At 70.2% G+C, this 25,674-nt stretch carries 28 protein-coding genes; 17 read left to right on the forward strand and 11 right to left on the reverse strand.

Going from position 1 to position 25,674, the window contains the following annotated elements:
• Nucleotides 1-272: 272 nt before the first annotated feature.
• From AC07EQ_RS01190 to AC07EQ_RS01200, 3 genes are all read left to right on the forward strand, one after another.
• Entirely contained in the window at nucleotides 273-731 is a 459-nt protein-coding gene (locus tag AC07EQ_RS01190; protein ID WP_478385915.1) for a MarR family winged helix-turn-helix transcriptional regulator, read from the forward strand.
• Nucleotides 728-2,176 (forward strand): MFS transporter, encoded by a 1,449-nt coding sequence (locus tag AC07EQ_RS01195; RefSeq protein WP_478385917.1) that lies wholly within the window; start codon nucleotides 728-730, stop codon nucleotides 2,174-2,176. The genes AC07EQ_RS01190 and AC07EQ_RS01195 overlap by 4 nt, the downstream gene beginning before the upstream one ends.
• 93 nt (nucleotides 2,177-2,269) lie before the next feature.
• A complete protein-coding gene (locus AC07EQ_RS01200; protein WP_478385919.1) occupies nucleotides 2,270-2,566 on the forward strand; it encodes a DUF1330 domain-containing protein in 297 nt (98 codons plus the stop codon).
• 81 nt (nucleotides 2,567-2,647) lie between these two features.
• On the opposite strand, the gene AC07EQ_RS01205 is transcribed toward AC07EQ_RS01200, so the two are convergent.
• Nucleotides 2,648-3,016 (reverse strand): hypothetical protein, encoded by a 369-nt coding sequence (locus AC07EQ_RS01205; protein ID WP_478385921.1) that lies wholly within the window; start codon nucleotides 3,014-3,016, stop codon nucleotides 2,648-2,650.
• Nucleotides 3,013-3,309 carry a hypothetical protein gene (locus tag AC07EQ_RS01210; RefSeq protein WP_478385923.1) on the reverse strand — a complete coding sequence of 99 codons (297 nt, stop codon included), beginning with the start codon at nucleotides 3,307-3,309 and terminating at the stop codon, nucleotides 3,013-3,015. Before AC07EQ_RS01210 ends, AC07EQ_RS01205 begins: the two co-directional genes overlap by 4 nt.
• Before the next feature lie 427 nt (nucleotides 3,310-3,736).
• On the opposite strand from AC07EQ_RS01210, the gene AC07EQ_RS01215 reads away from it, so the two are divergent.
• From AC07EQ_RS01215 to AC07EQ_RS01235, 5 genes are all read left to right on the forward strand, one after another.
• The gene (locus AC07EQ_RS01215) at nucleotides 3,737-4,354 is read left to right on the forward strand and encodes a TetR/AcrR family transcriptional regulator (protein ID WP_478385925.1); all 618 of its coding nucleotides are present in this window, start codon (nucleotides 3,737-3,739) and stop codon (nucleotides 4,352-4,354) included.
• Complete coding sequence (locus tag AC07EQ_RS01220) at nucleotides 4,351-4,944, forward strand: GNAT family N-acetyltransferase (protein WP_478385927.1); 594 nt, start codon at nucleotides 4,351-4,353, stop codon at nucleotides 4,942-4,944. The genes AC07EQ_RS01215 and AC07EQ_RS01220 overlap by 4 nt, the downstream gene beginning before the upstream one ends.
• Before the next feature lie 91 nt (nucleotides 4,945-5,035).
• The gene (locus AC07EQ_RS01225; protein ID WP_478385928.1) at nucleotides 5,036-5,527 is read left to right on the forward strand and encodes a hypothetical protein; all 492 of its coding nucleotides are present in this window, start codon (nucleotides 5,036-5,038) and stop codon (nucleotides 5,525-5,527) included.
• A gap of 273 nt (nucleotides 5,528-5,800) precedes the next feature.
• Nucleotides 5,801-7,018 carry a CaiB/BaiF CoA transferase family protein gene (locus tag AC07EQ_RS01230; protein WP_478385929.1) on the forward strand — a complete coding sequence of 406 codons (1,218 nt, stop codon included), beginning with the start codon at nucleotides 5,801-5,803 and terminating at the stop codon, nucleotides 7,016-7,018.
• Nucleotides 7,015-7,200, forward strand: coding sequence for a hypothetical protein (locus AC07EQ_RS01235; RefSeq protein ID WP_478385930.1), 186 nt, complete (start codon nucleotides 7,015-7,017; stop codon nucleotides 7,198-7,200). The genes AC07EQ_RS01230 and AC07EQ_RS01235 overlap by 4 nt, the downstream gene beginning before the upstream one ends.
• A gap of 93 nt (nucleotides 7,201-7,293) precedes the next feature.
• On the opposite strand, the gene AC07EQ_RS01240 is transcribed toward AC07EQ_RS01235, so the two are convergent.
• The 6 genes from AC07EQ_RS01240 to AC07EQ_RS01265 form a co-directional block, all read right to left on the reverse strand.
• On the reverse strand, nucleotides 7,294-8,079 hold the full coding sequence (locus tag AC07EQ_RS01240) for an IclR family transcriptional regulator (protein ID WP_397526827.1): 786 nt from the start codon (nucleotides 8,077-8,079) through the stop codon (nucleotides 7,294-7,296).
• Between the two features lie 167 nt (nucleotides 8,080-8,246).
• On the reverse strand, nucleotides 8,247-8,501 hold the full coding sequence (locus AC07EQ_RS01245; RefSeq protein ID WP_478385931.1) for a PLD nuclease N-terminal domain-containing protein: 255 nt from the start codon (nucleotides 8,499-8,501) through the stop codon (nucleotides 8,247-8,249).
• 197 nt (nucleotides 8,502-8,698) lie between these two features.
• Nucleotides 8,699-9,466: a VOC family protein gene (locus AC07EQ_RS01250; RefSeq protein ID WP_478385932.1), complete on the reverse strand. Its 768-nt coding sequence runs from the start codon at nucleotides 9,464-9,466 to the stop codon at nucleotides 8,699-8,701.
• Between the two features lie 518 nt (nucleotides 9,467-9,984).
• A complete protein-coding gene (locus tag AC07EQ_RS01255) occupies nucleotides 9,985-11,250 on the reverse strand; it encodes a serine hydrolase domain-containing protein (protein ID WP_478385933.1) in 1,266 nt (421 codons plus the stop codon).
• Between the two features lie 396 nt (nucleotides 11,251-11,646).
• On the reverse strand, nucleotides 11,647-12,006 hold the full coding sequence (locus tag AC07EQ_RS01260) for a DUF1048 domain-containing protein (protein WP_478385934.1): 360 nt from the start codon (nucleotides 12,004-12,006) through the stop codon (nucleotides 11,647-11,649).
• 2 nt (nucleotides 12,007-12,008) lie between these two features.
• Nucleotides 12,009-12,338: a PadR family transcriptional regulator gene (locus AC07EQ_RS01265; protein ID WP_478385935.1), complete on the reverse strand. Its 330-nt coding sequence runs from the start codon at nucleotides 12,336-12,338 to the stop codon at nucleotides 12,009-12,011.
• Between the two features lie 222 nt (nucleotides 12,339-12,560).
• On the opposite strand from AC07EQ_RS01265, the gene AC07EQ_RS01270 reads away from it, so the two are divergent.
• Entirely contained in the window at nucleotides 12,561-13,121 is a 561-nt protein-coding gene (locus AC07EQ_RS01270) for a dihydrofolate reductase family protein (RefSeq protein ID WP_478385936.1), read from the forward strand.
• 15 nt (nucleotides 13,122-13,136) lie between these two features.
• Here AC07EQ_RS01270 and AC07EQ_RS01275 read toward each other — a convergent pair whose 3' ends face one another.
• Nucleotides 13,137-16,382, reverse strand: coding sequence for an AfsR/SARP family transcriptional regulator (locus AC07EQ_RS01275; RefSeq protein WP_478385937.1), 3,246 nt, complete (start codon nucleotides 16,380-16,382; stop codon nucleotides 13,137-13,139).
• A gap of 282 nt (nucleotides 16,383-16,664) precedes the next feature.
• Here AC07EQ_RS01275 and AC07EQ_RS01280 point away from each other — a divergent pair, with 282 nt between their 5' ends.
• From AC07EQ_RS01280 to AC07EQ_RS01290, 3 genes are read left to right on the forward strand one after another with little or no spacing between them, the layout of a single operon-like run.
• Nucleotides 16,665-17,588, forward strand: coding sequence for an alpha/beta fold hydrolase (locus AC07EQ_RS01280; protein ID WP_478385938.1), 924 nt, complete (start codon nucleotides 16,665-16,667; stop codon nucleotides 17,586-17,588).
• Nucleotides 17,585-18,166 carry an NADPH-dependent FMN reductase gene (locus AC07EQ_RS01285; protein WP_478385939.1) on the forward strand — a complete coding sequence of 194 codons (582 nt, stop codon included), beginning with the start codon at nucleotides 17,585-17,587 and terminating at the stop codon, nucleotides 18,164-18,166. The genes AC07EQ_RS01280 and AC07EQ_RS01285 overlap by 4 nt, the downstream gene beginning before the upstream one ends.
• 40 nt (nucleotides 18,167-18,206) lie before the next feature.
• Entirely contained in the window at nucleotides 18,207-18,755 is a 549-nt protein-coding gene (locus tag AC07EQ_RS01290; protein WP_478385940.1) for a dihydrofolate reductase family protein, read from the forward strand.
• A gap of 275 nt (nucleotides 18,756-19,030) precedes the next feature.
• On the opposite strand, the gene AC07EQ_RS01295 is transcribed toward AC07EQ_RS01290, so the two are convergent.
• Together AC07EQ_RS01295 and AC07EQ_RS01300 are read right to left on the reverse strand one after the other, a co-directional pair.
• The gene (locus AC07EQ_RS01295; protein WP_478385941.1) at nucleotides 19,031-19,843 is read right to left on the reverse strand and encodes a DUF899 domain-containing protein; all 813 of its coding nucleotides are present in this window, start codon (nucleotides 19,841-19,843) and stop codon (nucleotides 19,031-19,033) included.
• Between the two features lie 119 nt (nucleotides 19,844-19,962).
• Nucleotides 19,963-20,397 carry a MarR family winged helix-turn-helix transcriptional regulator gene (locus AC07EQ_RS01300; protein WP_478385942.1) on the reverse strand — a complete coding sequence of 145 codons (435 nt, stop codon included), beginning with the start codon at nucleotides 20,395-20,397 and terminating at the stop codon, nucleotides 19,963-19,965.
• A gap of 101 nt (nucleotides 20,398-20,498) precedes the next feature.
• On the opposite strand from AC07EQ_RS01300, the gene couN reads away from it, so the two are divergent.
• From couN to AC07EQ_RS01325, 5 genes are read left to right on the forward strand one after another with little or no spacing between them, the layout of a single operon-like run.
• Nucleotides 20,499-21,410 carry a 4-hydroxyphenyl-beta-hydroxyacyl-CoA dehydrogenase gene (gene couN, locus AC07EQ_RS01305; RefSeq protein WP_478385943.1) on the forward strand — a complete coding sequence of 304 codons (912 nt, stop codon included), beginning with the start codon at nucleotides 20,499-20,501 and terminating at the stop codon, nucleotides 21,408-21,410.
• On the forward strand, nucleotides 21,407-22,303 hold the full coding sequence (couO, locus tag AC07EQ_RS01310) for a 4-hydroxyphenyl-beta-ketoacyl-CoA hydrolase (RefSeq protein ID WP_478385944.1): 897 nt from the start codon (nucleotides 21,407-21,409) through the stop codon (nucleotides 22,301-22,303). The genes couN and couO overlap by 4 nt, the downstream gene beginning before the upstream one ends.
• 28 nt (nucleotides 22,304-22,331) lie before the next feature.
• The gene (gene couM / locus AC07EQ_RS01315) at nucleotides 22,332-22,796 is read left to right on the forward strand and encodes a p-hydroxycinnamoyl-CoA hydratase (protein WP_132490613.1); all 465 of its coding nucleotides are present in this window, start codon (nucleotides 22,332-22,334) and stop codon (nucleotides 22,794-22,796) included.
• Nucleotides 22,797-22,830: 34 nt separating this feature from the next.
• Nucleotides 22,831-24,054 (forward strand): lipase family protein, encoded by a 1,224-nt coding sequence (locus AC07EQ_RS01320; protein WP_478385945.1) that lies wholly within the window; start codon nucleotides 22,831-22,833, stop codon nucleotides 24,052-24,054.
• Between the two features lie 37 nt (nucleotides 24,055-24,091).
• Complete coding sequence (locus AC07EQ_RS01325) at nucleotides 24,092-25,600, forward strand: acyl-CoA synthetase (protein WP_478385946.1); 1,509 nt, start codon at nucleotides 24,092-24,094, stop codon at nucleotides 25,598-25,600.
• Nucleotides 25,601-25,674: the final 74 nt, after the last annotated feature.

The raw sequence follows: 25,674 nt of genomic DNA on the forward strand, positions 1-25,674 counted from the left end.
CAGGCACGCGGGAAACGCCAAGCATTTTCCCGCCGGGGGCGGCGAATCCTCGCCACCGCTCATGACGTGGTGAGCGTGATGACCCGGCGGTACTTGCCACCGGACGACCGCTGCGGCGGCTCCTCGGCGCGTTCCAGCGTCACGTGGGGGGTCCGGACGGCCGCACTCCTGGGTACGCACTCGTCTGCGGGACCTGCTCGTGGTGAGTCAGGTATCGCCGTCCCTGGCCGGGAATACATAAAGAGTTCATATAAATCTGCTATGCTTCAGGCATGAGTCGCCGAGACGCCGCGCACGGCTCTTCCGATGCCATCGGGTCAGCCCTCTACGGTCTGGCCACCAGGGCCGTGAGACACCTTCCCCGCGACATGAGCCTGACGTCCGCCGCCACCTTGGCCACCCTGGACAAGACCGGCCCGCGACGGATCACCGATCTGGCGGTGACCGAGGGCGTCACCCAGCCCGCGATGACCGTCCTGGTCCGGGTGATGGAGGAATCCGGGCTGGTCGAGCGGAAGAAGGATCCGTCCGACAAGCGGGTCACGCTGGTGTGCCTGACCGAGGCCGGCGCGTCGTACGTCCGGACACGCCGCCAGGCAGGTGTCGACGCGTACGCGCGGTTGATCGACGAACTCACCGGTGACGAGGTCGAGGCCTTGGCAGCAGCCCTTCCGGCGCTGCTGCATCTGGCGGAGCTCGAAAGCCACGCCCGAGAGGAGTCGGACCGGTGAGCGCGTCCCAGGCTCATGACCAGCCCATGAGCGCTGCCCTGATACGTTCCGAGGCACGTCTGCTGGTCCCCGCCCTGATGTTCATCGCCCTGGTCGTGGCGGCGGTCGCCAGCCTCGGGACGCCGCTCATCACCAGCGTGGCGACCACGTTCCACGTCTCCCTCGACAGCGCGCAGTGGACGCTGACCATCGCCCTGCTCAGCGGCGCCGTCGCCACACCCGTCCTCGGCCGGCTCGGAGCCGGTCCGCACCGGCGGGCCACGATTCTCGCCACGCTGGCGATCGTCGTCGTCGGCAGCGCGCTCACCGTGCTGCCGCTGCCGTTCGCCTGGCTGCTCGTGGGCAGAGCGGCCCAAGGCGTCGGACTCGGTCTCACGGCGCTGATGATGGGCGTGGCCCGCGACCATCTTCCCGAGGAGCGCAGCGCGGCCACGATCGCCCTGATCTCAGTGGTCTCCATCATCGGAGCCGGCGTCGGCTACCCGCTGGCCGCGCTGCTCGCCGAGTTCGGCGGACTGCGGGCCGCCTACGGCCTCAGCCTGCTCGTCGCCGCCATCGCCTTCGTGACCGCGTGGCGCTCCATGCCGGCAGCTCCCGAAGGCCGCTCCGCTCACGTGAACGTGGCCGGTGCGCTCGTCCTGGCGGGTGGACTGCTCCTCGTCCTGTTCCTGGCCGGCGAGAGGAGCCTGTGGAGCCGACACCTCGCCGTGTCAGTGGCCCTTGCCGCCGCCGCCGTACTCCTGCTCTGCGTCTGGACCGTTTCCGAACTGCGAGCCAAGAGGCCCCTGGTCGACGTCCGGGCGGTACGGCACCCGGCGGTCGCCGGGGCGAACACCGCCATGTTCGTCGGCGGGAGCGGCATGTACCTCCTGCTCACGCTCATCACCCGCTACGCGCAGACGCCGCACAGCGCCGGCTATGGCTTCGGACTGAGCACCTTCGTGGCGGGGCTGGTCCTCATCCCGTTCTCCGTGCTGGGGTTCGTCGCCGGCAAGCTCACACAGCGGGTCCGCGAACGGATCGACGGCCCCCTGCTTCTGGCCGGCAGCGCCGCCATCGTCGGCGGCGGGTTCGTTCTGTTCGCCACCGCCCGGTCCAATCTGGCCGAACTGCTCGCGGCCATGGGCGTGCTGGGCTTCGGCGTCGGCAGCTTCACGGCCGCCATGCCCGGCGTCATCCTGGCCGTCACCCCCAAGAGCGAGACCTCGAGCGCCATGAGCTTCAACTACATCGTCCGCAGCGTCGGATACTCCCTGGGCAGCGCCATCGGCGGTCTGGTCCTGGCCGCCGGCACCGACACCGGCCGCCTCTTCCCGAACGACGACGCCTACACCACAGCGGCGCTGGTCGGCGTCGCCGCGATGGCGATCACGACGCTGACAAGCCTCATCCTCGCCCGCCGACGCTCACCCGGGACCAATCCGATCACAGCCCCATCAGGTTGATCGACGTCGTCCCCGTCGGCTCGCTGACCCACAGCGCGCCGGCGATGGATCCGGGTATGTTTCTGATGATCAATTCCGAACACAGGAGGAACCGTGGCCAAGGGCTACTGGGTCAGCGTCTACCCCACCATCACAGACCCTGAGGGGCTTGGTGTCTACAACGAACTGGCCGGTGTGGCCGTCAAGGCCGCAGGCGGGCGGGTGATCGCCAGCATCGGCAGCCGGGTCGTCGCACACGAAGCCGGAATCGCCGAGCGCGTTGTCCTGATCGAGTTCGACAGCTTCGAACAGGCCGTCGCCGCATACGAGAGTGCGGCCTACCAGGAGGCGCTGGCCGAACTCCCCGACGGCTTCGAGCGCGACTTCCGCATCATCGAAGGCCTCGACTGACGATCGAGGCTGCGTCGGCGACGAACACGAAGCCGACTGCGGGATCACCCCGGCTCGTCATGTCCCGGGCGCCGTGGGTGATCACGGCTCACCCGCGTGTCGTGGCCGATGCGTGCCGAGGTCGGTGACGCCGCTGCGGGCCGCGAGTTCGTTGGCGAGTCGGGTGTTGTCCACGGTGAGCCGCCGGATGTGTTCCTCGTAGAGCTCTACGTGCAGGCGCAGTTGTTCGTCCTCCCGCCGCAGCGTCTTCTTGTCGGTGACCGGGAGCAGCGCCGGGTCGTCGACCGCGGCGGGCAGGTCGCGGTACAGCTCGCGGTAGTACGGCGAGTTCGCGCAGGCGTGGACCACCGCATCGGCAAGGCGGGCGCGTTGCCGCCGCGCGATGGCGGCGGGGCCCTCCCGCATGTCCCGTCGTGCCTCGCGGGCGAAGCGCCGGACGCTTTCGGTCATGATGAGCCGGCCCTCTCTTCGGACGAATCCGGGCTTTCCGCGGGCGGTCGCACCGAAACCAAGCCGTGCAGGGCGACGTCGAGACCGCGCCGGGCGGCCTCCCACAGCTCGTCCTGCGACCGTCCCAATTGGACACTCGCGAGACTCGCCTGCTGGATGGCGCCGATCACGGCACCGGTCATCGCCGCCACCGTGGTCTGCTCGTACCCCTGCTCCTCGAACAACCTGATGGCCGCCATGACGATCCGGCGTCTGGTCAGCTGCTTCTTCCGCTCGCGCCGTGACTCCTCCACGGCGCCAAAAAACATCCAATGAGGTTTTTCAAACCTCAATTTGCGTGGCGGTGCGGGTGGCGGAACCTCAGAGGTTCCCTGGACTGTGGGTGCCCTGACTGATGTATGTCCAATACACGGCGTCAGGGCCGTCCTCGCCGGGAGAACCCCGGAGGGGTGGGCACGGTGAACCCGCGGCGGTGCCGGTGCCGTAGGTGGGCTATGCGCCTACGACGCATGCGGCACCTCATCGACGTGCGGCTTTGCGGCCCGCGGCTGCGGGTCGACCAGGATGAAAAAGGCTCAATGGAATTTTCCATCAACTGGAAAATTTGGGGCCGCCTCCGGGCCGACAGATCAGTCGCGACTCATGGACCGGTTGCGCCGGGCGACCGGCCTCAGTAGAGTGAACATTAGTTCATTCAAAAACACGGCAGTGGAGGCGGGAATGCCGAGGACGGCCGAGCAGTACGCGGCGATGCGCTCCGGCACGCACGAGAAGATCCAGGCCGCCGCGATCGGCCTGTTCGCGCGGAAGGGCTTCGCCGCCACGTCCGTGCGGGACATCGCGCAGGCGGCCGAGATCAGCACGGGCCTGATGTACCGGCACTACGCGACGAAGGAAGCGCTGTTCGACGACCTGGTCGCCCAGGCCGCGGACGGCCTGGCCAGGGTGGCGGCGGCATTCGAGCAGGCCATCGAGCAGGAAGCGCCGCCGGCGGAGCCGATCCGGGAGTTCGTGCGCGAGTTCGCCGCGGATCTCGCGGCCGACAACGGGTTCGCCGAGTTCTCCCTGATCATGAGCCAGGCGCTGGTGATGCCCGACCGGCTGCCGCACGCGGAGCGACTGGCGGAGCAGCACCGGACGCTCGCCGCGCGCACGACCGAGCTCATCGAGCGGGGCCAGCGCCGCGGCGAGTTCGCCGGCGGCGCCGCCGGCGACCTGACGACGTGCTTCTTCGCCCTGCTCGATGGGCTCGCGTCGATGAAGTTCGTGCTGGGCGCGGACTTCACTCCCCCGGACCCGTCCGTCGTGACAGCACTGTTGATCAAGGAGGACCGGTGACGATAGAAGTCAGGCGCGGGAGCGAGCTGGGCGAGGAGTACCGGACGGCGATCGCCGAGGTCTACGTCGACGGGTTCGGCGAGCACCTGGAGTACTTCTCGAAGGATCGCCGCAAGCTCGTCGAGACCTTCGAGCACATGCTCGTGCTCGACCTGTTCCACGTCGCGCTCGTCGACGGCCGCCCGGCCGCGATCGCCGCGTGCACCGACGGCGTCGAGCTCTCGACCAGGCACGACGCGCGCGTGCTGCGCAAGCACCTGGGGCTGATCAAGGGAACGATCGCCGATATCGGCTTCCGGCGGGAGTTCAAGCAGTCGTGGGCGCAGGCCGAGCCGGGAACGGCGTCGATCGAGTTCGTGGCGACGGCCGCGGCCTTCCGGGGGCGCGGAGTGGCGACCGCGCTGCTGCGGCACGTGCTCGCCTTTCCGCAGTTCAATACGTACGTGCTCGAAGACATCGCCGACACCAACGCGTCCGCGCTCGGCCTCTACGAGAAGCTCGGCTTCCGCGAGTTCAAGCGCGAGAAGGTGCGGCACACCAAGCGGACCGGGATCAACGCGTACGTCTCGATGCGCCTCACCCAGGCATAGCGCCGAGCGCGGCCCGGGCTCCGGGCGACGATTCATGCGGAATCATGCATAAAAGGCCAAACGGGTGAACGCGCTTTACATGATCACGATCATGACGCAGATCGAACCACCCACTCCGCACTCCGTCGTCCGGGCCATGGGCAACCTCGGCGCCGAGATCCAGTCCCCCGACGAGGGCACCGGCCCGGGCGACATGCCGTTCCTGCTCGGCGCGCTGCTGACCCACGCCGAACGCCTCGTCGCCGAGCAGATCGGCGACGACCTCGACGACGTCGTCCAGGGCTGGATCCTGGCGACCGACGGGGATCCCGGCGAGTCCCTGGAACTGCTGCACCGGCGCGTCCTGCTGCTCCAGCACCAGCTCGTCACCATCGCCGAGCACACCAATCCCGACGACGCCGGCGCGCAGATCCTCAACGCCACCAACCACGCCGCGGTCGCAATGCTCTACCTGATCAGCCTGTGGGGCGTGTGGCGCAGCGACGACAACGACCCCGAATGGATGGAGAGCACCCGCAAGGAAGCCCTGGACCGGCTGCAGGACGCCGTGTCCTACCTGAGCGCCGACGTCCGGTACCAGTGACCAGCTTCCCCAAGCGACGCAACGGAAACACCTGACCGCCAGCCGCCGAGGCGGTGCCCTGATCCGCGCAACGCGCTCGCGACGCCGGCCGCCGCGAGCGCGTTGCGCCGCCTCCCGGGCAGCACTGGCGGCGCATGGCTCGGCGCGCAAGCCGGCTCAATGGTTGACTCACATCGTGGGTTTATGTCCATAATGCGGATGACTTCGTGGTGGGGCCGGTCCGCGCGCTCAGCCTCGTCCGGCGATCGGAAACCCGTTCGCGGAAAGGGAGAAATGCACAACGACAGCAGCCGGTTCCCGCTGGCGGGCGTGCGCGTCCTCGAACTCGGCAACTACATCGCCGCCCCCACCGCCGGGCGGATGCTCGCCGACTTCGGCGCCGAGGTCATCAAGGTGGAGCGGCCCGGCACCGGCGACGAGCTGCGGGGCTGGCGGCTCCACGCCGGATCGACGTCGATGCTGTTCCACACCATCAACCGCGGCAAGAAGTCGGTCGTGCTGGACCTGAAGACCCAGCATGGCCGCGGCGCGGTGCTGGAGCTGGTGCGGCACTGCGACGTCGTCATCGAGAACTTCCGGCCGGGCACGCTGGAGAAGTGGGGCCTGGGGCCGGACGTGCTGGAAGCCGCCAATCCGGACGTGGTCCTGGCACGCATCTCGGGCTTCGGCCAGACCGGACCGCTGGCCGACCGGCCCGGCTTCGCCGCGGTGGCGGAGGCGATGGGCGGGCTGCGCGACCTGGTCGGCGAAGCCGATCGGCCGCCGTCCCGCGTGGGGGTGTCCATCGGGGACTCGATCGCCGGGCTGCACGCGGCCTTCGGCATCGTCGCCTCGCTCCTGCAACGCTCGACGGCGCGCAACGCCGAGCGACCGCCGCTCGCCGATCGCGTCGTCGACGTCGCGCTGCACGAAGCGGTCTTCTCGGTGATGGAATCCCTGGTGCCCGACTACCTCGCGCACGGCGTCCAGCGCCGCCGCGTCGGGGGCCGGATGGAGGGCATCGCACCGACCAACGCCTATGCCTGCCGCGACGGCAGCAGCGTGGTGATCGCGGGCAACGGGGACTCGATCTTCCACCGCTACATGCAGGCGATCGGCCGCCCCGACCTCGCCGACGACCCGGACCTGCAGACCAACGCGGGGCGCTGGGCCCGGCGGGACGAGCTCGACGACGCCATCGAGGAGTGGACGGGCGCGCACACCCGTGCGGAAGTCCTGGCCGCGCTGGACACCGCCGGAGTCCCGGCCGGACCGATCTACACCGCCGCCGACATCTGCGCCGACGAGCAGTACCGCGCACGCGGGATGATCCAGGAACTCGCGGTCGACACCGGCGCGGGCGAGCCCGTCGAGGTCGGATTCCCCGGTGTCGTCCCGGTCATCGGCCCGACGTCGCTCCCGGTTCGCTCGCCCGGACCGGAACTCGGCGCGCACACCGACGAGGTGCTCGGAGCGCTGCTGGGACAGCACGCCGACGAGGAGCGGAAGTGACCGACGTGCTGACCGGCAAGCGGTCGCCGACCGAACGCAAGGTGGCCGCGGTCCGGGCACTGCCGCACCTCGGCGTGCCCGCCGTCGAGGTCGGCTCGCTCGCCCGCGCCGACCTGGTGCGCTACCGCCTTCCCCTGGGCGCTCGCGCACGGCCAGGGGAACCCGCTCAGCGTTCCTCGTGACGACTCCGCAGCCGCCCGATCTCGGGCGCTCTCGGCCCCTGCAAGCAGGAGCCGGGCGCAACGCTGCTCTCTCACGCGAGCAGCGCTACCCGCTCAGCTCGGGTACCGGCCGCCGAGCGCGCGGGTGATCCGCTCCGCGTGCTCCACCAGGACGTCGACCCACTCCACGCACTTCTCGTAGGGCATCCGCAGCGTCGGCCCGTGCACCATCACCGCGCCGAGGAGGTCGGCGGCCGAATCGAACACCGGCGCCGCCAGGCCCGAGGCCCCGTCGACGCGTTCGCCCACCGTGATCGCGTACCCCTCGGCCGCCGTCTGCCTGATCAGCCGGTGCAGCTCGTCCCGATCTGTCACCGTGCTCTCGGTCAGCCTGGGCAGCTCGGCGTCGAGCACGCGTTCGGCCAGGCCCGGGTTCCAGGCGAGCAGCACCCGGCCGGAGGAACCGACCGTGATCGGCGCGATGTCGCCCACCGACATCGTCCTGCGCAGCGCGTGGTGGGTCTCGGCGACGGCCACGCACACCCGGTGCTCGCCTTCGACGCGGAAGAAGCACGCCGTCTCACCGGTCGCGTCGCGCAGGTCCTTCAGCACGGGGTTGACCACGCCCAGCACGTCGAGGTCCTTGCCCGCGGCGGCGCCCCAGTAGGCCATCTGCACGCCGAGCCGGAACCGGTCCTCGGCGCGATCCAGGAACCCGTGCGCGACCAGGTTCGTCACGAGCCGCTGCACGGTGGACTGCGGAAGCCCGGTCGCCTGCTGGATCTCCCGCAACGTCAGCGACGGCTGCCGCAGCGTGAACGCGTTCAGGATCTCCGCGATCTTGCCGAGCACGAGCAGCGGACGCTGCGCCCCACCCGCGGAATCTCCACCGGTTGCCATGCCCAGAACTTACGGCAGACCACGAGCGCCACCGGCACCCGCACCGGCGGCACGCCCGGCTGAACCGGCCGATGACGGGAACTCCTTGCCGCTCAAGCGTTCTCACGACCGCCCCGGCCGCCCGCAACGGGTCGCCGTCGCGGCGCCGGAGCGGACGCGCCGCAGGATCAGGCGGTCCGGTACGGGTAGCGCGTGGACCGGCGGCCGATGAAGAACCAGAGGAGGCTGCCCAGGAACGGCGCCATGAACACGAGCACGATCCAGACCAGCTTCATCCCGAGGCCCTGGTGCGACGCGAGGACGCTGATCACCGCCCCGACGACCAGGACGACGTACCCGAGCACCGCGAGCGCGGCGACGATCAACCCGACCGAGTACAGGCCGCTGTCGGCGAAGGCGGCCTGCTGAACGACTGAGAGCATGACGTGACTTCTCCTGTCCGCGCCCGTAGCGCGTGTCTTCTCAGGTCGCGACCCTGCACTGCTCGCGACCGGTCAACACGGACGAACGTATTCGGCAGGCGCGTAATACCGCGTCATCCCCGGCACTGGTCTTCCGGTAGTCCGCAGGTCGTAGTCCGCGTCAATCCCCGGTCGTAGGAACCGTTTCAGCCGCGGGTTCAGCCCGCCTTCGGCGAGCCCACCTCGAACTCCGCGCCGAACGGGTCCGCGATCCTGGCCAGCCGGCCGTAGATCATGTCGAATGGCTCGCCCGCGGTGCCGCCTGCCTCGACGGCCCGTCGCGCCGCCGCGTCGGCGTCCGTCACCTGGAACAGGGTCGCCCAGCGGGACTTCCCGGCGTTCGGGTCGCCGAAGATGCCGCCGATCTCGTGGCCGTCCGGCCTGCGCAGGAACGTGAAGTCGGCGCCCGGCATGTCCGGGTTGCCGTCCAGCACGTAGTCGAAGGTCGCGGCGTAGAAGTCGCGCGCGGGACCCGACTGCGGGGTGATCAGGTCGTTGCGCAGCAAGGAGTTCGGCTCGTTGACGATCTCGCAACCGAGGTGCGCGCCGGCCTGCCACACCCCGAACTGCGCGCCGGTGGTGTCCCTGACGATCGCCATCCGGCCCTTGTCCATCACGTCCATCGGGCCCGTCAGGACCGAGCCGCCCGCGTCGACCGCCTTGGCGACCGTGGCGTCGCAGTCCTCGGTCGCGAAGTACAGGTTCCACCAGAACTCCGCGGCGTCGGGATCCGGGTTCGGCATGAGCGCCGCGACGGGCTTGCCGCGCAGCAGGCACATGGTGTACCGGCCGGTCTCCTCCGGGCCCACCTCGAACTCCCAGCCGAACAGCGCCCCGTAGAACGCCATCGCCCGATCGAGGTCCGGGATGCCGAGGTCGATCCAGGTCGGCGTGCCCGTCGGCTGGGCGGTGGTCAGCTCACTCATCACTGCTCCCTGTCGTGTCCGTGTGGAGCGACCGTAACGACGGGGTCTGACAACCGCACGTCGATCGGCCTCCGGGAGCAGCGTCCCCGCACCGTTCACCGTGCATCAGACGCACCGCGCCGACCGGCCCTCGAATTCCACGATCATCCACAAGAGACAGGACGGTTTCATCGGTGACGGCTCGAATCGTCCAGGTGCTCGCCCCGGCACACCGGTATCCCGGCGGCGGACGCTTCCTTGCCCGCCATGGCGGGCGAACTACGCTGCGAACACGCCGAAACTCCGGAAGAGCAAGGAAAAATCAAGTTGCGCGAACGGATCGTCGACCGAACCCACGTGATCGAGCGCATCGCGGAACGGTTCCTGCAGGCCGGTTACCCGGCGGCGGACGCCGAGATCACCGCCTGCAGTGATCTCAGGCCGCTAGTCCCGAGGGGTCGGCGCCCGCTCGTTCCGCGGCGGGCGAGCGGGCATCGATTCGTCCACTGCACTGGAGTTCGCTCACGCCAGGGGTCTCGTCATTCGAGGCAGGATCGGACGGCCTTGGCCAGGTTCGTCGCCCGGGGGTCGTCGGGCCGGTAGTTCCAGAGGTTGGTGACGTAGCCGAAGCCGACACCGGCATCGGGGTCGGCGAAGCCGATCGATCCGCCGGAGCCCGGGTGGCCGAACGACCCAGGCCCGAGCATCGGCAGCGGCGGGCAGGCTCGCCAGAACCCGAGCGACATGTTGAAGGAGCGGTCGGCCGGGATGTCCAGGCCTGGCGGTAGTCCGTACATCCGCGTCTTGTCGGTCTGAACGGCTGTCATCGTCTCGACCGTTGACGGATCGAGCAGCCGCACGCCGTCGACGTCGCTGACCGTGGCGGCGTACATCCGTGCCAACGAGTGCGCGTCGGAGACCATGTTCGCGGCCGGGAACTCGGCCGCGCGCCAGGCACGCGTCCGGAAGTATCCGGTGGTGGGATCCATGGCGCCGCCCAGCACGCCCGCGCGCATTTGGACCGCGTCCGGGCTCCACATGGATTCGACCCATGCGGTGACCGTGTCCGCATCCAGCCCGGTCGTCGCGATCATCCCGGCGAGCAACTCCTCCAGGGTGAACGGGGCGGCGTCCTCGAACCGGGCCACCCGTGGCTCGTGTTCCTCGGGCAGTCCGATCCAGGCGCTCAGTCCGAGCGGGGCGGCCACCTCTTCGGCGAAGAACGTGCCGAGTGACTTGCCGGTGATCCGACGCACGACCTCCCCGACCAGGAACCCGTAGGTGACGGCGTGGTAGACGTGCTCGGAACCCGGCTCCCAGAGCGGTTTCTGCGCCTCGAGCGCCCGGATGACCGGATCCCAGGCGCACGCCTGCTCGAACGTCAGCGGCCCGTCGACGATCGGCAGGCCGGCCTGGTGCGACAACAGCCAGCGCACCGGGATCCGGTCCTTGCCGGCGGCACCGAACTCCGGCCAGTACCGGACCACCGGGGCGTCCAGATCCAGCTCACCGCGCTGTACCAGCAAATGGGCGCAGATCGCGGTGGCGCCTTTAGTCGTGGACGCGACCTGGGCGATGGTGTCCTTGCGCCACGGTCGGTTCGCCTCGCGATCGGCAAGGCCGTCCCACAGGTCGACGACACGGCGGCCGCCCACGTAGACGCTGCACGCCGCGCCCACCTCGCCGGGGTTTCCTTCGAAGTTCGCCCGGAACACGTCGGCGACTTTTCCCCAGCCGTGCTCGACATCGTCACCACCGCTGCTTGCGGAGACGTCGTCATGTGTCCCGCTTGTCGCGCTGACCATGCTGCATTCCTTTCCGAAGATCTGAGGTTTTTCCAACCTCGTTTTGCGTGGCGGTGCGGGTAGCGGAACCTCAGAGGCTCCCTGGACTGTGGGTGCCCCTCCTGATGTATGTCCAATACACGGCGGAGGGGCCGTCCTCGCCAGGAAACCTCTGAGAACCCGCGGCGGTGCCAGTTGCGGGGGTGGGCTATGCGCCTACGGCGCATGCGACACCTCACCGACGTACGGCTTTGCGACCCGCAGCTGCGGGCCGACCAGGATGAAAAAGGCTCTCTGGAACTCGCGGATCTGATAGTTCCGAGAAGACGCACCCGCCGATCGACCGCGAAGACCGTTCCGCTCCAGATCCCGCACACGGATCGCCGGGCCGGAGGTCGCGCGCGGTCATCGGCGCCTCTATTCCTCGACGCGCGCGATGGCGTCGGTCAGCCGTTTCCGCGCACGGGCGGGGACATAGCCGCCCTCCGAGTAGTTCTGGACGAACGCCTCGACGAACTCCACCGGGTCCCGCCCGACGATCTCGCGAACGGGCGTTCCCTCCGCCGCGGCCTGTTCGAACAGGTCGGCGAGGTCTTCGAACCTCGACGCATCGCTGTCCCCGTCGGCCGGCACGAAGTACATCATGTACCGCTCGATCTCTTCGACCGTCGTGCGGTAGTTCGGCGGAAGTTCGCGCACGCGCGCCTTGTACGCCCGCCACCGCCGCTTGGAGCCGATCACCTTGGAGATGAAGCCGCCCTTTTCAGCATCGGACATGGTTATTTGCCTCCTTCGTGGAGCTGTTCGAGCCGTTCCGAGAGGAAGCTCCACGTCCTCCAGAACTCTTCGAGATGTTCCTGTCCCTGGGCGTTGAGGGAGAACACCTTGCGCGGCGGCCCCTTCTCCGACGGAACCTTCTCCACATCGACGAAGCCGCGCTGCTCGATCCTGACCAGCAACGCATAGACAGTGCCTTCGGCGATGTCGGAGAAACCCTGATCCCGCAGCCACGCCGTGATCTCGTAGCCGTAGGCGGGCCGGCTGGACAGGATCGCGAGGACGATGCCCTCCAGCACGCCCTTGAGCATCTCCGTCATCTGCTTACCCATGGACCACCTCGCCGGACTACTAAGTGATGATGACTACCGGTACACAGTAACACTGAATAGCGGGGCCAGGTCAAGCTCCGCACGGCGCCGTCGGCGCGCCGGCCTCGGGTTCGTCGGGTTCCGGGGTGCCGGAGCAAAACCGTAAACATCCCGTAAGCCGTCCCCGCGAAGCTTTCAGCACACGAAGACGGCCGAACGGCCCACCCGAAGGGAACGCAAGCGATGCGCAAGTTCAAGCTCCAGGTCCAGGCCACCATCGACGGCTACATGTCGGGCCCGAACGGCGAGATGGACTGGATGACGCTGCCGTGGAGCGAGGACCTCGCCTCCTACATCGAGGCGCTCAACGAGCCGATCGGCACGATCGTGCTGGGCCGCAAGCTCGCCGAGGGCTTCATCCCGCACTGGGCCTCGCAGCCGGCGGACGAGACGCAGGAAGGCATCGACCGGATCAACAACACTCCGAAGGTCGTCATCTCCACCACGCTGACCGAATCGCCGTGGGAGAACACCGTCGTCGCGAGCGATCTCGTCGAGACGATCCGCGAGCTCAAGGCGCAGCCGGGCGGCGACATCATCGCCTACGGCGGTGGCTCGCTCGTCGCGAGCCTGATCGCCGAGGACCTGCTCGACGAGCTGCACCTGATCGTCAACCCGACCGCGATCGGCGCCGGCCTGCCGGTCTTCGGCGCCACCGGCTCGAACCAGCAGTTCGACTTCGTCGCCGCGACGCCGTTCGAGTGCGGGATCGTCGCCCTGCAGTACGCGCCGAAGAAGTCCTGAGCCCGGATGCCGGGCTCAGGCCGGGTCCAGCACGTCCGCGTTGCCGGCGGCGACCATGAGCGCGCGGGCCTGATCCGCGGTCAGGACTCGGCCTTCCGCGTGGGCGGCGTCGAACGCGGCGCCGCCCATCGCGGTGCGCGCGACGTCGGCAACGCGGTCGATATCGGGTCGTTCGGCGGGCAGCAGCGGCATCCCGGTGGCGTCGCGGAGGGCTTCGGCGGCGCCGAGCAGCCGGGCGGCGGTGTCGTGGTCGCCGAGTGCCGCTGCGGCCGCGGCGGAGCCGCCGAGTGCGAACGCGGCGTCGCGCGGGGCCTCGATGCGCTGGGCTCCGTCGAAGGCCCGCAGGTGTTCGGCCATCGCGGTGGCCGCTTCACCGCGTTGTTCGAGGACGTAACCGAGTTCGACCTGGAGCATCGGCAGGAACAGCGGCGTTTCCGGGCCGTCGGCGTTGAGCGCGAGCAGCTCGCGGAGATGCCGTTCGGCGTCGTCGGGCCTGCCGTCGCGGCGCGCGGTGAACGCGAGCACGATCGTTGCGAACAACCGGCCGGGGTCGTGGCCGTGGTCGGCGGACAGCACCAGCACCTCCTCGGCGAAGTCGCGGGCCCGGTCGAACTCGGCGTGCTGCATCGCTATCCAGCCGAGCCAGCCGAGGTGGGCTGCCGCCTGGCCCCACATCTCCAGCTCCTGCGCCAGCACCAGCGCCTCGCGGTGGATCTCGGCGGCGCCGGCGAGATCCCCGGTCAGCTCGGCCAGGCCACCGAGCCATTCGGCGGCCTGCAGCCGGCCCCAGCGGTCGCCCAGCTCGGCGAACGAGCGAGCCGCTTCCTGCGCGTGCCGCGCCAACGCGTCCACATCGGCGCGGCTGTGCGCCGATTTCGCCAGCGCCAGCTGGATGGTCGCCACGCCCCAGCGGTCGCCCAGCTCGCGACACGCCGAAAGGGTCTGCTGCACGGTCGTTTCCAGGTCCTGCTCGTCGCCTGAGTCCAATGCGGACAGGTTGAGGATCACCTCGGCGCGGGCGCGAACGGCCGGATCGTCGAGCGCGGCCAGCGCCGCCGAAACCTCGTGCCGGCGCGACGCGGCATCGGTGAAATCACCCTGCTGGAAGGCGAACGTGAGGCGCCACGCCAACACCGGTGCCCGGTGCCGCGCGCTGCCGCCCAGTTCGAGCGCCGCATCGACCCAGCGGCGCGCCAAGCCGGACCGGCCGCGCAGCAGCCAGTGCCAGGCGAGCGCGTGCACCAGCCGGAGCGCCGAGTCGGCGTCGGCGTCCCGCACGAAACCATCCAGCGCCGCACGCAGATTCGCGTCCTCGGCGTCGAGGCGGGTCAGCCAGCGCTGCTGATCGGCGCCGTGCAATTCGGGTTCGGCTCGCTCGGCCAGCGCCAGGTAGTACGCGTGATGCGCGTGCCGCGCCGGCACGTCTTCGCCTGCCTCCGCCAAGCGGTCGAGGCTGAACGCTGTCACCGATTCCAGCAGCCGGTAGCGCCGCCCGCTCTGCTGCACCAGCGACCGGTCCACCAGCCGCGCGACGACATCGGGGACCGTCGCGGCTTCGAGGTGACCGTCCTCACCGACGGATGCCGTTGCGGCGCAGACGGTTTCGGCGGCTTCGAGGGTGCACCCGCCCGGGTGGATCGCGAGGCGGCGGAGCACCGCGCGTTCGGTGTCGTCGAGCAGTCCCCAGCTCCAGTCGATCATCGCCGTGAGCGTTTGCTGCCGCGGCGGGGCGCCGCGGTGACCGGTGGCGAGCAGCCGGAACCGGTCGTCCAGCCGGGAGACCATCTCGTGCACGTCGAGCGCGCGAACCCGGGTCGCGGCCAGTTCCAGCGCCAGCGGAATCCCGTCGAGCCGCCGGCACAGGGTCGCGACCGCGTCGGCGTTGTCGGCGTCCAGCACGAAGTCGCGGGCGCTCGCGCGGGCGCGGTTCACGAAGAGCCGGACCGCGTGCGACTGCGCGAGATCGTTGAACGAGGTGTCCGCCGCGGGCACGGACAGCGGTTGCAGCGGCACGATGTCCTCGCCGGGCAGGCGCAGCGGTTCGCGGCTGGTCGCCAGGACGTGCAGGTTCGGCGCCGCGCCCAGCAGGTGCTCGGTCAGGTCCGCAGCGTGGTCGACGACGTGCTCGCAGTTGTCCAGCACCAGCAGCAGGTGCTTGTCGGCCAGCGCTTCGCCCAGTGCTTCGACGGCGTCGGCGGGCCCGTCCTCCGCCGCGCGGATGCCGATGACCTGCGCGACCTCTTCCGCGAGCCAGCCGGCCTCGTCGGTCGCGGTCGGCTGCAGCGGCGCCAGCTCGACCAGCCACGTGCCGTCCTGGAACCGGTCGGCCGCGCTCGCCGCCGCGGCCAGCGCGAGCCGGGTCTTGCCGACGCCGCCCGGTCCGGTGAGGCTGACCAGCCGTGCTTCGGTGACCGCGCGGCCCAGCTCGCCGAGATCGGTGTCGCGGCCGATCAGCTCGGTGCGCTGCGCCGGGATGTTGCTGGTGCGCCGCCGAACCACGGGCCGCGGTCGCGGCGCGGCGAGGGCGGGGTCCTGCGCGAGCAGCGACCGTTGCAGCTCGACCAGCTCCGGGCTCGGGTCCACGCCCAGTTCGTCGGCCAGCCGTCTGCGCAGATCCTCGTAGCCGTCGAGGGCCTCGGCCTGGCGTCCGGCACCGTAGAGCGCCCGCAGCTGGGCTGCGCGCAGGCGTTCGCGCAGGGGGTGTGCGGCGACGAACGTCGTGAGATCTCCCGCCACCTCGCGGTATTCGCCCAACGACAGCCGCGCCTCGGCGAGTTCTTCGACGGCGACCAAGCGCAGTTCTTCCAATTGCGCGATGGCCCCCTGCGCGAAGGCCGCGTCGCGGAAGTCGGCGAAGGCGGGCCCCCGCCACAGGCCCACAGCCTCGGCGAGCACCCGGACCCGGGCCTCGGTGCCGGAGGTTTCGCGGGCGTCGGCCAGCAATGCGCGGAAGCGCAGGGCGTCGACGTCGGCGGTGGCCAGACGGTAGCCGGGCGGCGGCGACACCACCAGGTCCCGGCCGCCGGTCTCGGCGTCCTCCAGCGCGCGCCGCAGCTGCGAGGCCTTGGCCGCCAGCGTTCCCGCGGGATTGCCCGGCGGGTCCTCGGCCCAGATGTCGTCCACCAGCCGGTCCGCGGACACCGGCTGACCGGCGTCGACCAGCAGATCAGCCAGCAGGGCACGCACCTTCGCTCCCGGCACGGGCACGACGGCGCCGCTGTCGGTCCACACCGTCAACGGGCCCAGCACACCGAAACGCATGAACGCAGCTTATAGAGCCTGTTTCCGCCCTCATCCCGCATATCGGCAGGTCGCGCCCCGGCTTCGAAGCGGCGCCGCTCGGTGGCGGGGCGCCGTTTTCGCGCGAAAACGTCATCGGCAGGCACGGCGGACGCCGTTTTCGCGCGAAAACGGCGCGCAACGCGCCACCGGACCGCCTCTCGCCGCCGCTGACCTGGACCGGAAGGCGACCGTAAACAATCCGGAAGGTGCCGCGCGCACTGTGGTGACAACAAAGCGAACACCGCAGAACAGGAGATCACCATGAAGCGCATCGCCCTCGCCCTCACCGCCGGAATCGCAGCCACCGCGCTGCTCACCGGGTGCGGCGCCGCCAACACCCCGGCCGAACCGGGCGCCGCAACAACCGCCGCAGCGGCGCAGGGCGGCTACGCCGATGTCAACGGCCTGCACATGTACTACGAGCGGTACGGCACCCCGACCGACCAGCCGCCGCTGGTGCTGCTGCACGGCGCCCTGTCCGGCATCGACACCGACTTCGGGCAGCTGATCCCGGAGCTCGCCAAGACCCGCGAGGTCATCGCCGTGGAACAGCAGGCCCACGGCCGGACCGCCGACATCGACCGCCCGCTCCGCACGTCGCAGATGGCCGAGGACACCGTCGCGCTGCTGCGGCAGATCGGCGTCCAGCGCGCCGACGTCCTCGGCTACAGCATGGGCGCCGGGGTGGCGCTGGAGATCACGCTGAAGCACCCGGACCTGGTGCGCAAGCAGGTGCTGCTCTCCGGCGGCCTGGGCGTCGACGGCATGCACCCGGGCGTGATGGAAGGGATCGCGGAACTGCGGCCGGAACACCTGCACGGATCGCCGTTCCACGCCGACTACCTGAAGAACGCGCCGCGCCCGGAGGACTTCCCGCAGCTGGTGTCCCGGGTCATCGAGTACGACATGAACCCGGCCCCGTCGGTGTCGCCGGAGGCCGCCCGCACGGTCAAGGCCCCGACGCTGACGGTGATCGGCGACTCCGACATCGTCCGGCCCGAGCACGCCGTCGAGATGTTCCGGCTCTTCGGCGGCGGCGTCATGGGCGACACCCCCGAAGGCCTGCCGAACGCGCAGCTGGCGATCCTGCCCGGCACCTCGCACGTCACCGCGCCGCACCGCCCCGAGCTGCTGCTGCCGATGATCCCGGCCTTCCTCGACGCGCCCGTCAAGGAAACCCGATGACGAGCGGGCTGCGGATCGCGATGATCATCGGATCCACCCGGGCGGGCCGCTTCGGCCCGCTCGTGGCCGACTGGTTCGGCGGCCGCATCGGCCGCCGCCGGGACCTGGAACTGGATCGCATCGACCTCGCGACCGCCGGCCTCCCCGACCAGCTGACCGAGCCCGGCGAAGAGGTTCCCGCTCCCGTCCGGGAGCTGGGGGCCCGGCTGGCGGCCGCGGACGCGTTCGTCGTGGTCACCCCGGAGTACAACCAGAGCTTCCCGGCCGCGGTGAAGAACGCGATCGACTGGTTCGACGCCGAATGGGCCGCCAAGCCGGTCTCGATCGTCGCCTACTGCCGCGACGCCGAAGGCGGCCAGGCCGCCGCGCAGCTGCGGCAGGTGTTCGGCGAGCTGAACGCGGTCCCGATCCGCCGCACCATGACCATCCGCAACGCCTGGCAGCGCTTCGGCGCCGACGGCAGCTGGCCGCGCCGCGACCCCGAACTCGAGGAATCCGTCAACGCGGTGCTCGACCAGATCACGTGGTGGGCCAACGCCCTGCGCGTCGCCCGAACCGCGAGCCCCTTCGTCCAGTAGCACTTTCCAGCCATCCGAATCCATCCCCTGGGAGAACATCATGAGGAAGCTGATCGAGTCGACGTTCGTGACGCTCGACGGGACCATCTCGGCGCCGGAGCAGTGGGGCCCGCCGTACTGGGATTCCGAGCACAACGCCCACGCCCACAAGCTGCTGTTCGGCGCCGACGCGCTGCTGCTGGGCCGCGAGACCTACGAGTCGTTCGCGCAGACCTGGCCGGCCATCGACGACGAGTACGGCAAGCGGATCAACGGCATGCCCAAGTACGTCGCCTCCCGCACGCTGCAGAACTCCGAAACCACCTGGAACGCCACCATCCTGGGCGGTGACGTGGCCGCGGAGGTGGCGGAGCTGAAGCAGCAGCCGGGCCGGGACATCCTGAAGTTCGGCACGGGCGTGCTGGACCACACGCTGCTGGAGCACGGGCTGGTCGACGAGCTCCACCTGTGGCTGTTCCCCGTCATCGCCGGTAGCGGGCAGCGGATCCTGGAAGGCCTCGTGACCACCCACCTGACGCTGGCCGAGACCACGACGTTCAGCAGCGGCATCGTGGTGGCCGTCTACGAACCGAAGTCGGGCGCGATGTGAAAGCGCCGCCGCACCAACGGATGTGGGCGCCCTCCGCGGAGGGCGCCCACATCCGTTCCTCGTCTTGTGCCGTGACCACGGGGAGCGGCGATTTCGCGCGAAATCGCCGCTCCGTGTGAGGGCGGCATGGCGATTTCGCGCGAAATCGCCAACGACGCCGGGCGCCTTCGGGAGGAGCTTGCCCGCGGCCGTCGGCGAAAGGAGCCCCAGGGCCGTTCGCATCGTCCGGAGGTTCCGCCCGGCACCCAACACCTTGTGCCGTCGACGAAGTCGCGTCAGTGGTGGCCCTGCCGGCCGAGGGTCTCCACGGGGGTCGCGCCGGGGCGGGTCCACTGCGGCGTGGGGCGGCTGGTCGGGCCCCAGGTGGCGTTCCCGTCGGCGTCCGTGCGCCAGTACCAGCAGATCGGCGCGCCATGCCCACCGACCGGCGAGTCCACCTGAGGGGCCGCGGGCCAACCCTCGGGGTTGTCCTCCCACGCCTCGCGGCGGCCGTAGGGCGTCATGTCGAGCAGGCCCAAGGACCCGTTGACCGGCTCGTTGCCGCGGCTCGTCGTGGAGTAGGTGAGGAACACGCGGTCGCCGTCGCGCAGGAAGCAGGTGATGTAACCCATGTCGCCGCCGACCGGCGCGTCCACATCGCGCACCGAGTACCAGGGCTGGGTGTAGCCCATGAACTCGACGTAGGAGGCGACCTCGTCCCACCGGCCCGTGGTCAGGATGGCGAACGAGACGCCGCGGGCGTTGAGGTAGGCGGCGTCCTTCATGTGCCAGGCCGTGGTGGTGCAGCCCTCGCACTGCCCCTGGTGCGGCGCGCCGTCGTGCCACATGTGCTTGTAGACCACGAGCTCGTCGCGGCCCTCGAACAGGTCCAGGAACGGGACCGGGCCGTCGGGCCCGACGACCTCGACCGTCCCGTCGAACTCCACCATCGGCAGCCGGCGGCGGGCCGCGGCGAGGGCGTCGCCCTCGCGGGTGTGGGCCTTCTCGCGGACCAGGAGCTCGTCGCGGGCGGCCTGCCAGGTGGCCAGGTCGACGACGGGCGGGCGGCCGGGCAGCGCGGTGGTCGGGTCACTCGGCGTGGTCGTCATGGTGTCCTCCGTGGTGTCTCGTGCTGGGCAACGTCGTCCGAAGACACCAGAACAGACCCGAGACCCGGCCGGAACTCATCGCCCGGACCACGTCGGGCCGACAAGCGCACAGACACGCGCTAAGGGAAGACGATCCGCCCGAGCGTCTCCCGCAGCTGGGCGACGACCTCGGCGGGCAGGTCTCCGAAGTACGCGCGGTGCGCCTGGTCCACCAGTTCCTGCGCCTCGTCGCGCACCCGGCGCCCTTCCTCTGTGGCGGCGATCAGCCTGTTGCGGCGGTCCGCCGGGTCCGGCGTGCGCGCGACCAGGCCGCGCTCCTCCAGCTCGTCGATCAGCCCGACGATCTGGCTGGGGTCGAGCCCCATCGTCGCCGCGACGCTGCGCTGGTTGACGCCCGCCGAGTCTTCGCAGGCCAGCACGAGCACGGAGTAGGAGCGCACCTTCAGGCCGAGCGGGACCAGCGCCTTGTTCACCGCGCCGAGCACCATTCCCCCCGCCCGGGAGAGCAGGAACCCGATGTCGTCGGCCAGCAACCGCGGCTGGGTCTCTGCCATGCGCCCTCCTCCGTGTAGCGCCGCAAGAGTAGCAGATCTCAATCATTGACTTTTTCAATGATAGATGTTTGCCTGTGATTCACCCGACAGGAGGAGCACCGATGGATCTGAGCGGCAAGGTCGCCATCGTCACCGGCAGCGGGCGGGGACTCGGACTCGCATACGCCGAAGAACTCGCCCGCAACGGCGCGGCAGTGGTGATCAACGACGTCGACGAGGCCACCGCGCACTCGGCCGTCGCCGAGATCGTCGCGGCGGGCGGCCGGGCCACCGCCGTCGTCGCCCCGGTCGGCACCGCCGAAACGGCCCGGAAGCTGGTGGCCGGCGCGGTCGAGGCGTTCGGCCGGCTGGACGTCCTGGTCACCAACGCCGGCATCCTGCGCGACAAGGTGCTGTGGAAGATGACCGACGAGGACTTCGACGCGGTGCTCGACGTGCACCTGCGCGGCACCTTCACCTGCGTGCGCGAGGCCGTGCTGCGCTTCCGCGAGCAGGGCGGAGGCGGCCGGATCATCTGCATCGGCTCCCCCGCCGGTCAGCGGGGCAACTTCGGCCAGACCAACTACTCGGCGGCCAAGGCCGGCATCGTCGGCATGGTCCGCACCTGGGCCCTGGAACTGCAGCGCGCCGGCATCACCGTCAACGCCGTCTGCCCGGTCGCGGCGACCGCGATGACCGAGACGATCCCGTTCCTCGCACCGCACATCGAGTCGATGAAGCGCGGCGAGCCGCTGCCCGCGATCATCCGCCGCGAGGTCGGCATGGGCACTCCCGAGGACGCCGCCGGGATCGTTTCCTTCCTCGCCTCCGATGCCGCCGCCGGGATCACCGGCCAGGCGCTGTCGGTCGGCGGGGACCGGCTGGCGCTGTGGTCGCACCCGCAGCTGACCGCCACCGCCTTCCACGACGGCGGGTGGTCCGCCGACGACATCGCCGGGTCGTGGGGCGAGGCGTTCGCGGACTCGGTCGAGTCGGTCGGCGAGGAGTTCCCGGCGGAGCTGGTGGCGAAATGAGCCCGGTCCGCTACGAGTGCGGCGTCGACTTCGACGCGATCGAGGCCATCGACATCCACACCCACGTCGAGATCGACGCCTGCGGGCATCGATCGCTGGACGACGAGCTGATGGCCGCCTCCGAGAAGTACTTCAAGTCCGGCGAGGAACGCACTCCCCGCATCGAATCCATCGCCGCGCACTACCGCGAGCGCAACATGGCCGCCGTCGTGTTCACCGTCGACGCCACCTCGGCCACCGGGCACGGGCCGAACTCCGTCGAGGAGATCGCGGAGCTGGCCGCCGCCCACAACGACGTGCTGATCCCCTTCGGCTCGGTCGATCCGTGGCGCGGCAAGGAGGCCGTCGACCGGGCCCGCGCGCTGGTCGAGGACTACGGCGTGCGGGGCTTCAAGTTCCATCCGAGCCTGCAGGGCTTCGAGCCCGACGACCGGCGGTTCTACCCGCTGTACGAGGCCATCGCGGCGGCCGGCGTGCCCGCGTTGTTCCACACTGGACAGACCGGCATCGGCGCCGGGCTGCCGGGCGGGCGCGGCATCAAGCTCCGCCGCTCCGACCCGATGCTCCTCGACGACGTCGCCGCCGACTTCCCGGACCTGACGATCGTCATGGCCCACCCGGCGGTGCCGTGGGTCGACGCGCAGATCTCCATCGCCACCCACAAGGCCAACGTCTACCTCGATCTGTCCGGCTGGTCCCCGAAGTACTTCCCGCCCCAGCTCGTCAGGGCGGCGAACTCAGTGCTGCGCGAGAAGGTGCTCTTCGGCTCCGACTTCCCGGTGATCCAGGTCGACCGCTGGCGCAAGGATTTCGCCGCCCTCGACATCAAGCCCGAAGTGGCGCCGCTGATCTTCAAGGAGAACGCGCTGCGCGTCCTGGGCATCAAGCGCTGACCGTCCGCACCACACCGACAGGAGACCCATGTCCACCACTCGCGTCGCGACCCTCGCCGACCTCAAGCCCTTGGCGGGCAAGCCGCTGGGAACCAGCTCGTGGATCGAGGTGCCGCAGGAGCGGATCAGCACCTTCGCCGACGCCACCGACGACCACCAGTGGATCCACGTCGACCCCGAGCGCGCCCGGGCGGAAAGCCCGTTCGGCGGGCCGATCGCGCACGGCTACTTGACGCTGGCGCTGATCATCCCGATGTGGGCCGAGGTGCTCGCGGTCGACAGCGTGACCATGGCCGTGAACTACGGGCTGAACAAGGTCCGGTTCACCAGCCCCGTGCCCGCCGGCGGCCGGGTGCGGCTGAACGCCGCGCTGAAGAAGGTCGAGGACCTGCCGAAGGGCGGCGTGCAGCTGACCGTCGACGGCAAGATCGAGCTCGAAGGCGCCGAGCGGCCCGCCGTGGTGGCCGAGCCGGTGTACCGCTTCTTCGAATAGCAGCCCGCACATCCCGAGGAATACGGAGAGAACCGTGCCATTCACACAACGGCGCATCGCGAAGGCGGCTGTCGCGACCTCGTTGGCGGCGCTGGCCTTCACCGCGTGCATCAGCGCCGGCAGCGCGGCGCCGAAGGAGGATTCGCCGTCGGCCAGGCCCGGGCCGGACGGAACCACCTTCTGGAACGTCTACGAGCAGCCCCCGGAAACGGCGAAGCCCGGCGACATCTACTGGATCCAGCCGCGGTCCGACGCGCCGAGCGGGGCCCGGGGCTGGAACGTCGTCTACGTCTCGGAGATCCAGCCCGGCGTCAAGAAGTACGTGTCCGGCGAGATCTACGTGCCGACGGGCGCGAGCAATGCCCCGCGCGACATGGTGCTCTGGAACCACGAGACGACCGGATTGGCCGACAGCTGCGCACCGTCCCGCCGGAGCCTGGACGAGGGCGACCGGTCCCGAGTCCCGGCGATCCGGGACCTGCTCGGCCAGGGCCGCGTCGTCGCGATGAGCGACTACCCGGGGCAGGCGCTGCCCGGCCCCTCGCACTACATGGCGGGCCAGGTCAACGCGCGTGCGTCCCTGGACGTCCTGCGCGCCGTGCGGAACCTCCCCGAGCTCAACGCCTCCAACCGGTTCGTCGAGTACGGCTGGTCGCAGGGTGGCCAGACGACCATGCACGTCGAATCGATCGCGCGGACGTACGCCCCGGAGTTCGAAGGCCTGGGCGCCGCGCTCATCGCGCCCGCCGTCCGGATCCGCGAGCTGACCGGCAATTCGATGCAGCATCCAGAACTGGCCGGTTACGTCATCTCGACGCTGCCCGGCATCAAGGCCGCCTACCCGCACCTGCGCTACGGCGACTTTCTCACCGCCGAGGCCATGGAGCAGCTACCGGTGCTCGCCGACGGCTGCTTCGACATCTGGGACAGCGCGAGCACCTTGCGCGACCCGTACCAGCCGGGCGCGATGTCCCCCGACGGCCCCTGGTGGAAGGCGCTCACCGCGGTGGACGACTTCCGGCCCGCGGGCACGATGCCGTTCGCCGTCTACCAAGGATCGGCCGACACGACGACGCCTGCCGAGCTGACCGCCCGCGAGCGCGCGGCCCTGTGCCAGGCGGGGTCCTCAGTGGACTACCACGAATTCGGCGGGCTCGACCACGAATCCGTCGTCCCGGAGGCGGCCGCGAGCTTCCCGGGCTGGGCCGCGGACCGGTTCGCCGGCGAGACGGCACCGAGCAACTGCCCCCAGGGCTGATCCGCCGCGTCGAGCCATCCCGAAGGAGACCCACCGCATGCGCAACGAAGGCACCGGCACCTGGCCGCACCGCCGCGCCCGCCTCTCCTCCGACAAGACCGCGATCACCTTCCGCGGGCGCGCCACGACCTACCGCGAACTCGACGACCGGGTCACCCGCCTGGCGCACGCGCTGCGCTCGCTCGGGGTAGGCCGCGGCGACCGGGTCGCGCTGTTGAGCACGAACCACCCCGCCTACCTCGAGACGCTGTTCGCCGCGGGCCTGATCGGCGCGATCTTCGTGCCGCTCAACGCCCGCCTGACCGCGCCCGAAGTGGACTACGCGATGCGGGATTCGGGCGCCGTCGTGCTCGTCCATTCCCGGGAACTCGGCGAGATCGCGCGGTCGGCCGCCGGCGAGGCGACCCGGGTCGTGCTCGACGCCCCGGGCCCGGACGCTCCCGGCTACGAGGAGCTGATCGCGGCGGCCGATCCGTCCCGCATCGACGAGCCGGTCTCCCACGACGATCCGTGCTTCATCATGTACACCTCCGGCACCACCGGCCGCCCGAAGGGCGTGGTCCTCACCCACGGCAACATCGTGTTCTCCGTGATGAACGCCGTCATCGACCTCGACCTGGACAGCCACGAGGCGGCGCTGGTGTGCGCGCCGCTGTTCCACACCGCCGCCCTGGACGTCGTCGCGCTGCCGACGCTGCTCAAGGGCGGCAACGTGGTCGTCGAAGAGGTCTTCGAGCCGGGCCGGATCCTCCAGGCCCTCGAACGCGAGCGCATCACCTACACCTTCGGCGTGCCGACCATGTTCGACGCGCTCAGCGCCCACCCGGCCTGGGAGACGACCGATCTGAGTGCGATCCGGCGGGTGATCGTCGCCGCGGCCCCCGTCCCGCCGCGCACCCTGCGCACCTACACCGAGCGCGGGATCAAGATCTGCCAGGGCTACGGCCTGACCGAGACCGGCCCGGGCGCGCTGGTCCTCACCCCGGACGACGTCGAGCGGAAGCTCGGCACGGCGGGCGTGCCGCACTTCTTCACCGACGTCCGGATCGTCGACGCAGACGGCCGCGAGGTGGCGCCCGGCGAGCGCGGCGAGATCCAGATCTGCGGCCCGAACGTCATGCGGGAGTACTGGAACCGGCCGGACGCCACCGCCGACACCTTCACCGACGGGCGGTGGCTGCGCTCCGGCGACGTCGGGGTCGCGGACGCCGACGGGTTCGTCGCCGTCGTGGACCGCCTCAAGGACCTGATCATCTCCGGCGGCGAGAACATCTACCCGGCCGAGGTCGAGGCGGCGATCCTCGAAATGCCGGGAGTCACCGGCTGCGCGGTCTTCGGCGTGCCGCACGAGAAGTGGGGCGAGGTGGGCTGCGCCGCGGTCGCGCTGGAAGACGGCCACGAGCTCGACCACGCCCGGCTCGCCGAGTTCCTGGCGCCCAGCCTGGCCAAGTACAAGATCCCGCGGTCGCTCGTCGTGGTCGACGAGATCCCCCGCAATGCCACCGGGAAGATCCGCAAGGACCTCCTCCGGCGCCAGTTCGCCTGAATCCCCGGAGGCTCCGCGCGAGCCGGCGACCGCGTCCGGACAGCGGTGAATCCCGTTCTCCCATTCCTCCTCAC

This window comes from Saccharopolyspora sp. NPDC045839 (genome assembly GCF_056431645.1).